Origin of the sequence: Pseudomonas sp. TH39(2020) (assembly GCF_016650715.1) — a bacterium.
In the GTDB taxonomy this organism is placed as follows: Bacteria; Pseudomonadota; Gammaproteobacteria; order Pseudomonadales; family Pseudomonadaceae; genus Aquipseudomonas; species Aquipseudomonas mandelii_C.
The window spans coordinates 832,049-846,843 of sequence record NZ_JAEKFF010000007.1 but is presented as its reverse complement, the minus strand read 5'-3'; the positions used below and the strand labels follow the sequence as shown (position 1 = coordinate 846,843).

General features: G+C 53.0%; 12 protein-coding genes and 1 riboswitch. Of the genes, 6 read left to right on the top strand and 6 right to left on the bottom strand.

Translation table 11 applies throughout. From position 1 onward, the window contains the following. Window positions 1–39 precede the first annotated feature (39 nt). Window positions 40–2,763, bottom strand: coding sequence for a calcium-binding protein (locus JFU47_RS24315; protein WP_242485156.1), 2,724 nt, complete (start codon window positions 2,761–2,763; stop codon window positions 40–42). On the opposite strand from JFU47_RS24315, the gene JFU47_RS24310 reads away from it, so the two are divergent. Beyond that, window positions 2,752–3,914 (top strand): IS3 family transposase gene (locus tag JFU47_RS24310; RefSeq protein WP_201181195.1). Its coding sequence is split into 2 segments (ribosomal slippage): window positions 2,752–3,007 and window positions 3,007–3,914, totalling 1,164 coding nucleotides; the frame shifts between segments, so codons are not numbered across the junction. The two genes, JFU47_RS24315 and JFU47_RS24310, sit on opposite strands and share 12 nt — an antisense overlap. Window positions 3,915–3,917: 3 nt before the next feature. Here JFU47_RS24310 and JFU47_RS24305 read toward each other — a convergent pair. The 5 genes from JFU47_RS24305 to JFU47_RS24285 all read right to left on the bottom strand — a co-directional run bounded on the left by JFU47_RS24305 (window position 3,918) and on the right by JFU47_RS24285 (window position 10,162). Further along, window positions 3,918–6,875, bottom strand: coding sequence for a calcium-binding protein (locus JFU47_RS24305; protein ID WP_242485155.1), 2,958 nt, complete (start codon window positions 6,873–6,875; stop codon window positions 3,918–3,920). Between the two features lie 2 nt (window positions 6,876–6,877). After that, the gene (locus JFU47_RS24300) at window positions 6,878–7,735 is read right to left on the bottom strand and encodes a hypothetical protein (RefSeq protein WP_201186180.1); all 858 of its coding nucleotides are present in this window, start codon (window positions 7,733–7,735) and stop codon (window positions 6,878–6,880) included. A 31-nt stretch (window positions 7,736–7,766) separates the two neighbouring features. Continuing rightward, a complete protein-coding gene (locus JFU47_RS24295; RefSeq protein ID WP_242485154.1) occupies window positions 7,767–9,275 on the bottom strand; it encodes a glycosyltransferase family 4 protein in 1,509 nt (502 codons plus the stop codon). Window positions 9,276–9,299: 24 nt separating this feature from the next. Further along, window positions 9,300–9,752, bottom strand: coding sequence for a hypothetical protein (locus tag JFU47_RS24290; protein ID WP_201186178.1), 453 nt, complete (start codon window positions 9,750–9,752; stop codon window positions 9,300–9,302). A gap of 167 nt (window positions 9,753–9,919) precedes the next feature. After that, window positions 9,920–10,162 (bottom strand): hypothetical protein, encoded by a 243-nt coding sequence (locus tag JFU47_RS24285; RefSeq protein WP_140677947.1) that lies wholly within the window; start codon window positions 10,160–10,162, stop codon window positions 9,920–9,922. A 277-nt stretch (window positions 10,163–10,439) separates the two neighbouring features. Beyond that, window positions 10,440–10,540: riboswitch (guanidine-I (ykkC/yxkD leader) on the top strand. A gap of 62 nt (window positions 10,541–10,602) precedes the next feature. Here JFU47_RS24285 and JFU47_RS24280 point away from each other — a divergent pair. From JFU47_RS24280 to JFU47_RS24260, 5 genes are read left to right on the top strand one after another with little or no spacing between them, the layout of a single operon-like run. Beyond that, on the top strand, window positions 10,603–11,670 hold the full coding sequence (locus tag JFU47_RS24280; protein ID WP_201186176.1) for a putative urea ABC transporter substrate-binding protein: 1,068 nt from the start codon (window positions 10,603–10,605) through the stop codon (window positions 11,668–11,670). Window positions 11,671–11,686: 16 nt separating this feature from the next. Next, window positions 11,687–12,502 (top strand): ABC transporter permease, encoded by an 816-nt coding sequence (locus JFU47_RS24275; protein WP_033054095.1) that lies wholly within the window; start codon window positions 11,687–11,689, stop codon window positions 12,500–12,502. Further along, entirely contained in the window at window positions 12,499–13,287 is a 789-nt protein-coding gene (locus tag JFU47_RS24270) for an ABC transporter ATP-binding protein (RefSeq protein WP_201186174.1), read from the top strand. Before JFU47_RS24275 ends, JFU47_RS24270 begins: the two co-directional genes overlap by 4 nt. Before the next feature lie 13 nt (window positions 13,288–13,300). Beyond that, complete coding sequence (locus JFU47_RS24265) at window positions 13,301–14,026, top strand: urea amidolyase associated protein UAAP1 (RefSeq protein ID WP_201186173.1); 726 nt, start codon at window positions 13,301–13,303, stop codon at window positions 14,024–14,026. 11 nt (window positions 14,027–14,037) lie between these two features. Beyond that, window positions 14,038–14,679, top strand: a complete 642-nt coding sequence (locus JFU47_RS24260; protein ID WP_076030050.1) for an urea amidolyase associated protein UAAP2 — start codon at window positions 14,038–14,040, stop codon at window positions 14,677–14,679. Window positions 14,680–14,795: the final 116 nt, after the last annotated feature.

Below are 14,795 nucleotides of genomic sequence, written 5' to 3'. Positions count from 1 at the left end.
AATAGTTTGTAGTCATCACCTTTGGCATCGAAGTAATAGTTAACCGTTAAGCCCATAAAATTGTATTATTTCCTTCACTGCCTGCAACGCCTCATCGTCATTACGCAACAAGATGTCTTCCACATCCCTTAGCGGGGGTAAAGCGTGTAGAAGCTCAACAAGTTGGCCCGCAGTGTAGTCTTGAGGAGTTCTGTCCACTCCTTGTACTCTTATAAAACTTATCGCAGCATCGCCTCCTAAAAAATGATTAACCACTCGTATTTTCGGAGACGAACCATAATTCACCACTACGACGAGATCATCATTGTCGCGGTGAAATTTCAGCTGTTGGATGGATGTATCGAAATCCGTAAAATCGATTCCATCAATACCGCCAGATGCATTAACAATCAAATCTCGTCCCAGCCCGTCATATTTGTAAACGTCATTGCCCGCGCCACCTGCTAGAGTGTCGTCACCCGGTCCTCCCCAAAGAACATCGTCTCCTGGACCGCCCGAAATCGAGTCATCTCCCTGCATGCCTCTTATCTCACCTGCCCCACTCAAAGTGTCATCACCTCGACCACCAACGAGAGGAAGCGCTTTATTATCACGAGAAGATCTGACCAAAGGAGCACCGGCTACTAAAATACCACTATGGTAATTATCAGGCGCAGGACCTAATTTACTGTTAGCGATAAGCTGTTCCAAGCGAATGGTCGCACCATCTGCAAACTTTATAATTTCAATACCAGAACCACCAGGATCACTTGCATTCGGCAAGACAATACGAACTTGTTGTTCCTTACCCCAGGAAATATCAATTGTTGAGTACAGCATCAGCCCTCGAGGTGGACTGCGATAGGTGCCACGCTGTGGTTTTGGTGATAACTCTACATTGACCGCTTCAACCAATACGGCACCCCAACTTAATTGCAACTGCTCAAGAATTATCCCATCCGGAAGTCTGACGGTATCAGTGTCGTCTAGTCCGGACTCAGACTTCCACCCAGCAACCCCAACTTCAGGGCTGAGAAAAACAGGGCTTAACATATCCGCAATAATGGTAGTCGCTCCAGCATGCGCGCCTATTATATAAGTATCAGGACCGTTCTCACCGTAAAGCCAATCATGCCCTGAGCCACTGATTAAATAATCCGCACCGTCTGATCCAAGCAGCGTATCGTTTCCTCCTGCCCCGCCTGAAAGAAACGCACCGGGTGTCTTACCTTCATGTTCACCATAATAAACGTCGGGATCCTTACAGGTGACTACTAAATCATCGCCCGTCCCGCCATGAAAAATGTTGCCACCTTCGAGATTTACCCTACCGCCTGCATCATCGCCCTGAACAACTTGGTGCCTAATGATTTCAGTCGTGACATCCCAACTGAACTGTTTGTAACTAACCGCACCATCTTCGAAGCTTCCAGCAGGATAAACATACCAACCTTGAATGACACCTGTGACGCTTTTATTTTCGATGACAACTTCCCCAGCACTTAAAGCAAACCCGCTATAGCTTGAGCCAGAGGGATAGTATTTCGGCTCTTGTTTTGGCGTATATTTCAGCCCACCTACCACTGAAGGTATTGACTCAGTGCGGGACGTTGTATTTGAGGATCTCTCACTGAGTACTGCTCTACCAGAAACAAGACTCATTCGATCCGGTGTTTCCGTCAATGATCCTGCCTGGAAGCTCTCAACAATTAAATTGGTTTTTTCGTGGTAGCTGTACTCATCATCAGTAATATGGCTTTTGCCCCAGGCGCCCTGAGCATTTAGCACGAACCCCGATGCCAGTATCAATGCCGAGCGGCGCTTTTTCATGTTCGCCAGAAACTCTTCGCCCCATAGCTTTTCATTATCACCTTCAAGGCGCGGAGTATCGGCCGCAGCATTATTAATGCCCGCCGCCCCATTAGAATTGTCACTACCTCCGGCTTGCTCCGAAACATTAGGGTTATCTGTAGCCCCGACGCTACTTCCATCTTCGCCACCCACCAGAGATGTTTCTACCAAAGATGAAACGTCTACCGGCCCCTGGACTATTTTCATAACATCCTGAAAATTTAAAGTCCCCCCGTCACTGAAACTAAATGATGAATTTTGCCATTTTTCAAAATTACGGATCAGAATGGCGTCACCTGAACCATTCCACAGCCGTAATACCGGCCCAACATCAACAACAATGATGTCAGCCTTTAAACTATCCGCAGTAAATCCAGATCCAAATTTTATGACGTTATTTCCGCCTGTATCTGCGATAACGTCGAGACCATCACCGGTGCCGAAATGATAAGTATCATCGCCGTCTAGCCCATCCAGATGGTCGTTGCCGCTGCCTCCTCCAAAAACGTTATTGCCGGAGCCACCGCGAAGATAGTCCACACCTGCACCACCATATAACGTGTCGTTTCCACCGCCGCCTAACAGAGTGTCATTCCCGGAACCGCCATCAAGATAATCTGCGCCATGTTCCGTTTCGGGTCTTAGCTCATAGTCACCCAGCAAGAAGTCGTCATCAGCACCTCCATAAAGGGTATCGGCGCCCAAGCCTCCCCAGAGCGTGTCGTTTCCTGCATTTCCTTGAATGTAGTCATCATTAGTTCCTCCCGCTTTCAGGTTGTGCTCATCTCCATCCAGGGCGTCATTTCCTTCTCCCCCTATCAGCGTATCTGAGCCACCCATGCCTATAAGCGTGTCATTGTAGTGGTCTAATGAAACCGGACACCCATTTAGGCGAGAATACTCGCCAGATCGAGGTGTCAGATGACCAAACAACGCCGCTCCTTTACTGCTGAATTCAAACGCGAGGCTGCTGACCTCGTGCTCAAGCAAAACTACAGCTACATCGAAGCCAGCCGCTCACTCGGCATTGGTGAGTCAGCGCTGCGCCGCTGGGTTGACCAGGTTCAGAAAGAGCACCAAGGCGTCACTCCGCAGAGCAAGGCGCTGACCCCAGAGCAGCAGAAAATTCAGGAACTGGAAGCCCGGATCGCTCGGCTTGAGCGAGAAAAATCCATACTAAAAAAGGCTACCGCGCTCTTGATGTCGGAAGATCACGAGCGTTTGCGCTGATTGATCAGTTGAGTGCCCATGAGCCGGTTGATTGGCTGTGTAAGGTGTTTGAAGTCACCCGCTCGTGCTACTACGCCCAGCGCCTGCGGCGCCGCACTCCCGATGTTGAACGGCTTCGGTTGCGTAGCCGGGTCAGTGAGCTGTTCTCGCAAAGTCGCAGCGCTGCGGGCAGTCGCAGCATCCTGTCACTGATGCGTGAAGATGGTGAGCAACTCGGTCGATTCAAAGTGCGCAGTTTGATGCGTGAGCTTGATTTAGTCAGTAAACAACCCGGCTCACATGCCTATAAACGAGCGACAGTAGAAAGACTTGATATCCCGAATACCTTGAACCGTGAGTTTGATGTGCCAGCCCCCAATCAGGTCTGGTGCGGTGACATCACCTATATTTGGGCACAAGGAAAGTGGCATTACTTGGCTGTCGTTCTGGATCTCTGCACGCGCCGGATAGTGGGCTGGGCACTGTCGGAAAAACCGGACGCCGAACTCGTGATCCGAGCCCTGGATATGGCCTACGAGCAGCGTGGCAGGCCTTCGGATCTGCTGTTCCACTCGGATCAAGGGTCCCAATATGCAAGCCGGTTGTTTCGCCAGCGGTTGTGGCGATACCGCATACGCCAGAGCATGAGTCGCCGGGGAAATTGCTGGGACAATGCACCGATGGAGCGAGTGTTCCGGAGTTTGAAAACTGAATGGATACCGACCTTAGGCTACAGAACTGCGCAGGAAGCACAGCGCGACATCAGCCATTTTTTGATGCATCGGTACAACCGGATTCGGCCTCACCAATTCAACGGTGGGCTGGCGCCAGCTCGGGCCGAGGAAAAACTTAACGTCGTGTCCGGGATTAGTTGACCACTACACATCACCAACACCTCCGTCAAGAAAATCATTACCGTGGTAACGAACTGTGTGATCGATGTAATCGCCCGATAGAAGATCATTACCTACGCCACCATAAAGTGAATCGTCGGCACCGCCACCTTGGAGGGTGTCGTCACCCGCACCACCATCAAGAAAATCACTGCCGAAATAGTCTGCGGCATTACCCTCAATACCCTGCAGGACTGGATCATCACCCTTTAAATAGTCGTTACCGAGACCGCCGTACAACACATCGCTACCGCCATTACCGGCAAGTTCGTCATTGCCATCCCCACCGTCTAAAAAATCATTTCCATGATTTCTGCTTTGGAGCCCTCCAGCCCAGTCGAGGTTGTCTCCCAACAGAATGTCGTCGTCGCTGCCTCCGCGAAGGGTGTCATTTCCCTGATCACCGCTCATGACATCATTCCCGGTTCCGCCATCGAGCAAATCGTCGCCCCAGCCACCCGTCATAAAGTCGTGACCACCTTGACCATAAAGAATGTCGTCACCACCCTCCACGGCATTGCTGGAGGAGGCATTGGAAAGGACGCCACTCCTGCTGATAACACCAATGCCAAGAGGGACGTTAACGGTTTTAAAGGCCCAGTTTTCCGCCAGGCCAGTGGTCGCATCATCACCCGATAAATTATCGTCACCCGCCCCGCCAATTAGCGTATCTAGTCCGTTTCCGCCAAGCAGCACATCTCGGGATGGGGTGCCAATCAGTAGATCATCGCCTAGTCCCCCATCTAGCCAATCGCCACGGCTTGCTCGGCCACCAACGGCCCCACCCACCATCGCTTTTTCGATAGTTGTCTGCTTATCTCCAAACAAACGATCATTTCCGGCACGACCGAATAACCGATCAGAACCGCCAAGCCCAATGAGCAAGTCGTCGTTCGGCGATCCGTGCAGCATGTCAGCCTTGTTTCTCTGCTTTACATTCGGCATCACCACAACGTTGCCTAGTTCATCGTAAGAAAGCTGCTCACCGGGAACATCCGGATCGGCATCTTCAGCTTTTCGGTCACCGGTAATAGTGAGATGGGGCTTCGCAAAGCGAAGGCTTACGTAGCCTGGCAGTTGGATGCCGAACATTCCCGGTGTGTAGTGTCTTATGACAATCAGGTCATTCTGACCGTATTTGATATTAAGTGTTTTTTCAGCGAGTTCTTCGATGAGGGTTAAAGTAATGGCGCCATCTTCAGTGATCCAGGTATTGCTCAGAGGGCCACTACGTTTTGGGGGAGGTATCGGAAGGCCATTTATAAGTATCTGACCATCGGCGTTAAAATCGAAAATCTGATCGACTCCATCGCCACTCGAAAATTCATATCGATCATTGCCTGCCCCGCCAATCAGAATATCGTTACCTTTTCCACCCACTAATACATCGTCACCGGACATCCCGTGCAGCGCATCATTCCCATCTCCGCCCGTTAACGAGTCGTTACCATGTCCACCTTCAATATGATCATTCCTGTCCAGTCCGTTGATCGTGTCATTGCCCGCGCCACCATAGAGATGGTCGATATTTGTTCCACCGCTGAACGAACGGCCTCCATCATCACCAAACATAACCAGAGGATTTGAAACCCCTGTAGTCATTGCCGCCTGTTTACCTGATGCGAGATCTGAGTAAGAGAACTTCTGAGCCGTGTTTTCACCGAATGATCCGTTGGTTCTGGCTATCAGGCGGCCTAACATGTCTGCGCGATCAAGTAGCCATTGTTCCGTAATGACACCTTCACCGGTTTTCGAGTTATAGAGTTCCAGACCATCACCTGAAAAATCTTCGCCTCTTTCTATAACTATTTCACTCAGGTGTTTGAGAGAGTTACGTAACGCCTGCCCGGTAGACGTATCCTCGGCGGCTAGTACTCCCCACTCCGAAGCGCTGCCGTATTCCCCAATCGTCTTGGCAACAATGCTTTGGGATTGACTCGGTGAGAGCGATGAGAAAAATGTATAGGCGTTATCAGCAAACGTTTCATCCGTGGTCGCCGTAAAAGTAGCGTCACCTTCGTAGGTTCGTCTAAACATGTCAAAGAAGGCATTCACACCGTATCTTAATATCAGATTAACCGCTGGTGAAATAGGTGTGCCTTTAACCACATACTGGATTAACGGATTGACACTCCCACTACTAAGCGCCACATTTATCTGCTCTGGCACAACTGAAAACAAGCTTTCAAAAATATTTCTGCCGAAATTTTTGATCACCGCTTCAAGCGCCACACTGTATGAATCTATGGCAAACAGGATGTTCTTGAAATCATCGATTCTATTAACCTTTGCTTGTTCATGACTGCCTTTTATTTCCGATCCGGGATCACCTGCCGATATTAACCTCCACGTTTCATAGGGATACTCCCCACCCAACAGACTAAAGGCGATTGTGCCCGACCATCCTGAGTTACGACTTGAAGCAGTGTCTGCTGCACCACTCTTTTCTTCGAACAATATTTCACCGACAGCTCTTGCATCGATGGAAGCGATTTGGCTAATTAAAGGTACGGTCCACGGTGCCAAATTATCTTTAACCGACCCGTAAATCAAAGCATTTACAAAATTGACTGCCACCCCATTAGACGCTTGTTGCATCAAACCAGCGTTAAACGTTTCATTCAGCCTCAACTGTCCTTGCCGTAACGTATAGGCACGAATTAGAGCAGAGTAAGCACCGTTTCCTCCATTGGCATCAATCGCCACATCAAGCCAGAGCCTGGCACTTTTTAAAGCACGCTTGACGTTCCCATCGAACACAACTCGCCCAGAAAGTTTCTCACCAATAATATCTGACAGTTCTTGATAGAAAGGTGTGCAATTTCTTCCATCTATAGCTACTGCTTTGTACCGTTCTTTTTCCGAATCAAACACCATCCCATTGCATATACTGACAACATCGAAAATTCTTGTTTTCTCTAAGACACTAAAAACATAGTTCATAGTTACTTCCCTGTAATTATAGCGTTCGAAAGATATTCACTAAGCATCTGAAGCGCTATGGGAGCGCCAAGTAACGATTCAGTTCCAGTTCCTATACGAGCATCTCCACCTGCAAAATCGAAATCATGCAATCCGACCGTACAATAGGCACTCAAATCACCAAAATCTAAATTCTCCAGTTGCGTTTTATTAAACCTCAACAGATCCGCCTTACTCACTCCACTTTCTAAAGTTTTCTTCCTCGGGGAGCCCAAACCGTCACACGATATCGTGCGCGGTGTTCCGTCACGTCGGCGCCAGTCACGTATTACAAAATCTGTAACTGAGAACTCATTCTTTGTACTAGGAGGTCGCTCATTAAGCCAAAGCTCCAAGCCTGGGTAATTTTTGAGTTTCACAATCAGTTCTTCAGGCCAATCAACAACCTTAAATCCCATATTGTATGGTTCGGTGGATGGTTTTCTGGTGTATAGCCTAGCCGCTACATTGAAATGCCCCCAACTAGATGAAGGCTCTTTCCCGCTCTCCTGATATTCTGTGCGCAGCTCAGTACCCGTCCACCAAAAAGAACCCTCAAGAACATCTGCAATACACAGCCCGTCCCTCGTTGAAGAACCAAAATGGAACCCTGGTATTTTAGTTCTATCAAGGAGCCCCCCTCCCAATATAGGAACGTGTTCCATACCGGCAAGTTTCTGACTACATTTTTTTGATTCCTGATAATGACGTTCTCTTGCTTCTGCCATGCGCTCCCATTCAATATAAAAATCCACGACCCAATAACACAGAGCCAAAACCAAACCGTACTTCAGTATCGCCTTACACCACCGACTTACACCTTTGCGAAACAATTTATGCATTTCAAACTCCATTTTAAAATGATCAAACAGCCTATCTAGAACAACAACCAGACATCACGCGATCAAAAATCTCAAAATAGCCTTTGACACCATGCCTTACATCAAACCTGCTTGCTGTCAAATCCGAAGATCTTTTAATTAGCCTAAAATCACCAGGAGACCTTAGAACATTGCAAACTTTTCCTGCTATCGATTCACTATCGAAGAAATCCACTAACAATCCATTTACACCGTCAACAATCACCTCTTTGACTGGAGCGGTATCGGAACCTATAACGACACATCCAGACGCCATAGCCTCAAGCAATGACCAAGACAGAACGAAGGGATAAGTCAAATAAACATGAACTACTGAAACCCGCAAAATAGCCCTATAAGTTTCATAAGGCAGTTTGCCGGTAAAATGCACTCTGGAAAGATCCACTTTTAATTCAGCCACCATTTTGCTGCGCCAGCTTTCATACCCTATAGGCATACGCCCATAACTTACGCCATCTCCTCCTACTATTACGATTTGGGTGTCTGGGCACTGGGCTTGAATGTATGGAATGGACCTCATGAAACTATGAAATCCACGATAGGGTTCGAGGTTTCTGGCAACATACGTCACGATTGATTGGCCGGCTTTTATCACGTGCCCACTGGGTAGCTTTACAGAGGCAGCCGGCACAGGCTCGGGAGATTGCGAAGGGACGCCTTCATGAATCACATGAATTTTAGAGTGATACATGGGTGGGAACAGACTGCGTTGCCAATGTGTTGGTGAAATTCCAACATCACATTGCTCAAGGTTCAAAAGATGCATCGAATTCAGGAGACGAAGCCTTGATGATACATCTACGGCACACGGAAATTCCGGATCGAACCCCATATCCGCACCCTTTGAATGATAATAATATTCACAGAAATGAATGAGCGGAATGTCAGGATATACATCCTTAACGAACAGTGTTTCACCCCATCCCGGATGGGCGAGTATCACATCGGGGCAATAACCCTTTTGTTTGAGCCTTGTCAACACCCCCAAAACTTGTTGCCCATCAAATATCGCCTCTTCATATTTATGCAAATACGGATGAGCAAAATTCGATGTTTTTCTTATAGGTCGATATCGAAGAAGCTTTACCCCATGAACTCCTGGAGCGGTATCTCGCCCTATCGCAGTCACTTCGATGTCCGGGCAACTCTGCGCCGCCAAAGCAACATGCCGAAATTGACCGGGAAAGTTTTGATGAATAATAAGTAGATTCATAATTTGAGTGGCTTCTTTCCTTAGATACCCCCATAAATTGAAGTTTTCCAACATCAATGTGAATGCACAAACGCTAACAAATGCGCAGAAGTAAAACTGTAGGATGGTTCCGAGAACACCCGAGGAGATGGCAAGACGAGTGATTTTTCGAATCGAGTAGGAGCGCCCCTCTTTCTTTCCCGCCACCGGCTGTACGATTTCGTTGAGGGTTTCACCTCCAACGCCAGTCACGACCCAACGAGCGATGCCTGACTCAGCCAAAAAAAAGCGGCGCTTGATGCGCCGCATTTTTTGTAGAGGTTTTTGTGAGGACTACCGGTGGCCGCCTCGGCCATCGTTATCACCGCGACCGTTGTGGTCGCCCCTTCCGCCACGGTTGTCGCGTCCGCCATGGCCGCCGCGATAGTCGTTGTCTCCACCGCGGTTACGGCCGTCCCAACCGCCACGGTTTTGGCCATCCCAGCCGCGATTCTGATGGGCCCGATAGTCGCCTCGTTGCGACTGGTAATAGCGTGGTGCCGGTTGATAAACCCGCGGCTGGTGGTAATACCGCGGCGTTGGCTGGTAATACCGCGCTGGCGGTGCGTAGTACCGACGTGGTTGCGTGTAGTAACCGCCGCCGCCTGAATAGTAAGGCCCGCCGTCATAATAGGCTGGCGAGGTATAGACCTCGGAACTGTAGTAGCTGGCTCCTCCATCGGAATAAGGCACACATGCACCAAGAGACAATCCCAATACAGCAATCAGAAGAATTCGCAGATACATGGCGGCCTCCTGGACCGCGAGTGAGCCACACCAGCGACGCTGGCAGGCGACAGTCAATTATTCGGTGACTGTCGAAAGATCAGACATCGTTTTCCAAATCTGGTGCGTTCCTGAAACACATTGAAACAAGTCACCGATGAAAGGTTTTTCATCCATTCACCCGCTGATTAATGGTGGCCACCACGATATCCACCGCCGTAATAACGTGGCGAATGCCCGCCCCAATAGTAGTAGCGATAGCCGCCATAAAAGCGCGGACCATAGTAATAACGCGGTCCGTAATAGTAGGAATAGGGCGAATAGCCGGGGTAGTAATAAGGCTCGGAATACACATCGTAGCCACCGGCGTAGTAGTAGCAGCCGGACACCCCCAGACCGAGAACAACACCGAACAACAATCGACGAAACATGGCGGCCTCCTGAAAGACCCACAGCCGGAACAGGCCGGCTGACACCATTTTTGACTGGCAATGCTGCGCCGAGTGCCGAGCCGCCCGGACCTTCAGATCAGCGGCCGGCCCGATCCATTGCGGTGCACCCATGCACCATCACAAGGCAACGCCGCCACCTGTCTCCAACGCGCCAATGGCGTAATCGCCCACGCTAGAGCGTTCAAGCCGACTTGGCACGGCTCTCGCTTTAGCAAAGACGTGCAGGAGTCATCACAGGTTCGCGGCACCACAATTTGCAATGGCTGACTAGGGTTCCGGCTCGCTAAGGCGAGTGGCTGGTCCGAGAGTTGGCGACCTCCAGTTGAGGTTACACGGCGGGATAAAAGCCCGGGAGACAAGCCACCGTTCGCGGTGCCGCGTTGACTCCTGCCCGCCCTTGACCAACTGGAGAACCACCCATGTCCCAGCTTCGTTTACCCGCCCTGCTCGCCGCTGCTTTCGCAGCCTTCGTGAGCTTCTCGTCCCAAGCCGCCCAGAAAGACCACTTCAGTGTTTGCTGGACCATCTATGCCGGTTGGATGCCCTGGGAATACGCTGGCAGCCAAGGCATCGTCGATAAATGGGCGAAGAAGTACGGCATCAAGATCGATGTGGTGCAGCTCAATGACTACGTCGAATCCATCAACCAATACACCGCCGGCCAGTTCGACGGCTGCACCATGACCAACATGGATGCACTGACCATTCCGGCGGCCGGTGGCGTCGACAGCACCGCGCTGATCGTCAGCGACTTCTCCAACGGCAACGACGGCATTGTGCTCAAGGGCGACGGCAAGAAAGTCACCGACCTCAAAGGCATGGACGTCAATCTGGTGGAGCTGTCGGTTTCCCACTACCTGCTGGCCCGGGCGCTGGATTCGGTCGATCTCACCGAGAAAGACCTGAAAGTGGTCAACACCTCCGACGCCGACATCTCGGCTGCCTTCAACACCGATCAGGTCAACGCCGTCACCACCTGGAACCCGATGCTTTCGGACATCAAGGCCAAGCCCGCGGTGACCGAAGTGTTCAACTCCAGTCAGATCCCCGGCGAAATCATGGACATGATGGTGGTCAACAGCGCCACCCTCAAAGACAACCCGGCCCTGGGCAAAGCGCTGACCGGCGCCTGGTTCGAAGTGGTCGAGTTGATGAACCCTAAAAACGCCGCCAGTAAAACTGCGCTGGAACACATGGCCAAAGCCTCGGGCACCGACCTGGCCGGTTTCCAGGCACAACTCGACACCACCAAATTGTTCGCCACGCCCAAAGAAGCCCTGGACTTCTCCACCAGCAAGCAACTGCCGGAAACCATGCGCAAGGTGGCCGAGTTCTCGTTCCAGCACGGCTTGCTCGGTGAGGGCGCCAAGGACACCAGCGCAGTTGGCATGGCCTTCGCCAATGGCGTGACCAGCGGCGACAAGACCAACCTCAAGCTGCGCTTCGACCCGACCTACGTGCAGATGGCCGCCGACGCCAAGCTGTAATCAGGAGGACCTGGCCATGCGCCTGATCAATCGCCACCCGGATCGCCCGAGTCGCCTGCTGTTGGTGATCCTGCCGTTCGCCCTGGTGCTGTTCGCCTACTTCATGGGCTCGGCCGAGCGGCTGACGGACAACCCCAACGACAAGCTGTTGCCGAGCGCCGTGCAGATGACCGACGCGGTGAAACGCCTGGCGTTCACCGCCGACACCCGCACCGGTGAATACGTGTTGTGGCAAGACACCGCGTCCAGCCTGCGACGCCTGGCCATCGGCCTCGGCATCAGCGCGCTGGCCGGGCTGTGCCTGGGCATCGCCGCCGGTACGCTGCCGCTGTTTGGCGCGCCGCTGTCGCCGTTGCTGACGGTGCTGTCGATGGTGCCGCCGCTGGCGATTCTGCCGATTCTGTTCATCGTGTTCGGTCTGGGGGAGTTGTCGAAAGTGATGCTGATCGTGATCGGCATCACCCCGTGCCTGGCCCGTGATCTGGAGCAACGCGCCCGGGAAATTCCCGTCGAGTTGCTGATCAAGGCCCAGACCCTCGGTGCTTCGACCTGGACGCTGATGCTGCGAGTAGTGCTGCCGCAACTGTTGCCGCGCTTGTTGATCTCGCTGCGGCTGATGCTTGGCTCGGCGTGGTTGTTCCTGATCGCCGCTGAAGCCATTGCCTCGACCGATGGCCTCGGCTATCGGATTTTCCTGGTGCGCCGCTACTTGGCGATGGACGTGATTTTACCCTACGTGGTCTGGATCACCCTGCTCGCCTGGCTGATGGATTGGGGCTTGAAACGCCTGACCCAGCGAGCGTTCCCTTGGTATGAAGGAGCGCGGGCATGAGCTTCATCACGGTGAAAAACGTCTGGCAGCAATACGCTGATCAGGTGGTACTCGAAGGCTTGAACCTGAACGTCAACGAGGGTGAGTTCTGCACCTTGGTCGGCGCCTCCGGTTGCGGTAAATCGACTTTCCTGCGGTTGTTGCTCGGCCAGGAACGCGCCAGTCGCGGCGAGATTTTGTTGGATGGCCAGGCCTTGGCCGGCGAGCCGGATGCCAGCCGTGGCGTGGTGTTCCAGCGCTACTCGGTGTTCCCGCACCTGACGGTGCTGGACAACGTCGCCCTGGGCCTCGAACTGCCGCGCTCGCCTCTGCTCGGACGTTTGTTCGGCAGCGCAAAAAAAGATGCACGAGAACAGGCATCAGTGCTGCTGCACAAAGTCGGCCTGGGCCATTCGCTGGACAAGTACCCGGCGCAGCTCTCCGGCGGCATGCAGCAACGACTGGCGATTGCCCAGGCGCTGATCATGAAGCCTCGGGTATTGCTACTCGACGAACCGTTCGGCGCCCTCGATCCAGGCATCCGTAAGGACATGCACGGTTTACTGCTGGAGCTGTGGCGCGAGACGCAACTGACGGTGTTCATGGTCACCCACGACCTGTCCGAAGGCTTCAGCCTCGGCACGCGCCTGCTGGTGTTCGACAAGGTCCGCGTCGACCCGCATGCCCCCGGCGCCTATGGCGCGCGCATAACCTACGACATCCCTTTGAACAGCGACCGCCGCGCCCATCGCGCCGCCGTCGATGCCTTGCCGGCAGAGCTGGCAGGCACGCTTCGTACCGCTTAAGAGGACTTTGCACATGACTGATTCGACCCAACTGTTCCCGCCCTTCGCCGAAGAAATGCTCCCCGGTGGCGGCCATCGTTCCTTCGTTCTGAAACGCGGCCAACTGCTGCGCCTGACCGACCTGCGCGGTGGCGCCAACGTCAGCCTGACGCTGCTCAACGCCAACGAAAAAACCGAACGCCTGAACCTGCCCGACAGCCTCAAATGCCAACACACCGCCAAGCTCACCGCGGGTCACTGTTTGTACTCGGACATGGGCCGCGTGCTGGCCGCCATTACCGCGGACACCTGCGGCTGGAGCGACAGCCTCGGCGGTGTGCTCTGCGCTGAAGAAGTCGCGGAAAAATACGGCCAGGGCCGCTATCAGGAACTGCGCAACGGCTTCTTCCGCAACGGCACCGACAACCTGTTGGTGGAACTGGGCAAGTGGGGGTTGGGCCTGTCCGATTTGCTGATGACCCTCAACCTGTTCAGCCGCGTAAACGTCGATGAGGCCGGGCGTTTTCATTTCGTCGAAGGCAATTCCAAGGCCACTGACTACATCGAGTTGTATGCGCCGATGGACACGCTGGTGGTGCTCACCGCGTTGCAACATCCGATGGACCCTTCGCCCGAGTACGCACCAAAACCGCTGAAACTCAGCTGGATGAACGCTGACGCCAGCGTCGCCGAACACTGCCGCACGTCGCGCCCGGAAAACGAGCGCGGCTTCATCAACACCGACCGTCTGTTCGCCTGAGGATCGCTGCCATGTCACTCGCAATTGCTACCGCTCAACAGCTGCCCGAAACCGCGATCTACCGCGCCACCATCCCCGCCGGGGAACCGTGGCTGATGGAGGTCAAGGCCGGCCAGACCTTGCGCATCCTCGACCTGGAAGGCAACCAAGCGGTCGACACCTTGTTCTACAGCGTCGCTAATCCAAAGGAACGCTATGACGTGCAGCGCACGTTGCGCCGGCAGAACAGCGTCTACCTGAGCACCGGCAGCGTGCTCTATTCCAACCTCGGCAAGCCGATGCTGACCATCGTTGCCGACACCTGCGGCCGTCACGACACCCTCGGCGGTGCGTGCGCACAAGAGAGCAACACCGTGCGTTACGCGTTGGAGAAACGCTACATGCACAGCTGCCGCGACAACTACCTGCGCGCCTGCGTTCACGACGGGCGACTGGGCAAGGGCGACATCGGGCCGAACATCAACTTCTTCATGAACGTACCGGTCACGGCGGATGGTGGGCTGACCTTTGAAGACGGCATTTCGGCGCCGGGCAAATACGTCGACCTGCGGGCCGAGATGGACGTGATCGTGCTGATCTCCAACTGCCCGCAACTGAACAATCCGTGCAACGCCTACAACCCCACCCCTGCGGAGCTGCTGGTATGGAACTGAAAATATCGCGTGTGCGTAAGTGGTTGTTTGCCCTGTGCCAGGCGCGTTCCGGGCAGTGCCTCAAAAAGTAAAAACACCACTACCCCCACCTGTGGGAGCGAGCCTGCTCGCGAAGA